The following is a 265-nucleotide window of genomic DNA, read 5'->3' on the forward strand; positions in this document are numbered from 1 at the left end:
GGCCAATCTGCACGCCCGCGCGCGCCGTCATAAAAATTAAAAGCAGTTTCGCTACACTTCAGCGTTGCCTTACCGCTGCTTACCTGCGGTGAGGGCTTCGCTCGGGCCGCTCCTCGAGCCGTTGTTGCACCTCTCTCTGGTTGGAGACTTCGATGACGGTCGATTTCGCGCCGGTGCGCCCGCTATGGTGGAGCGCGCCGCGCAAACGTTTGAGCTTGCCCGGAGCGCGCATGTCCATGCGCGCGTGCGCCGTGACGTTCGTCTG

1 protein-coding gene is annotated in these 265 nt (G+C 63.0%); it reads right to left on the minus strand.

Annotated elements, in window-relative coordinates; all coding sequences use genetic code 11:
• Nucleotides 1-79: 79 nt before the first annotated feature.
• A partial coding sequence (locus SB816_RS32325) for a hypothetical protein (protein ID WP_410548288.1) occupies nt 80-265 on the minus strand: 186 nt, incomplete at its 5' end.

The organism is Achromobacter sp. SIMBA_011 (genome assembly GCF_046535435.1).
Lineage (GTDB): Bacteria > Pseudomonadota > Gammaproteobacteria > Burkholderiales > Burkholderiaceae_B > Achromobacter > Achromobacter dolens.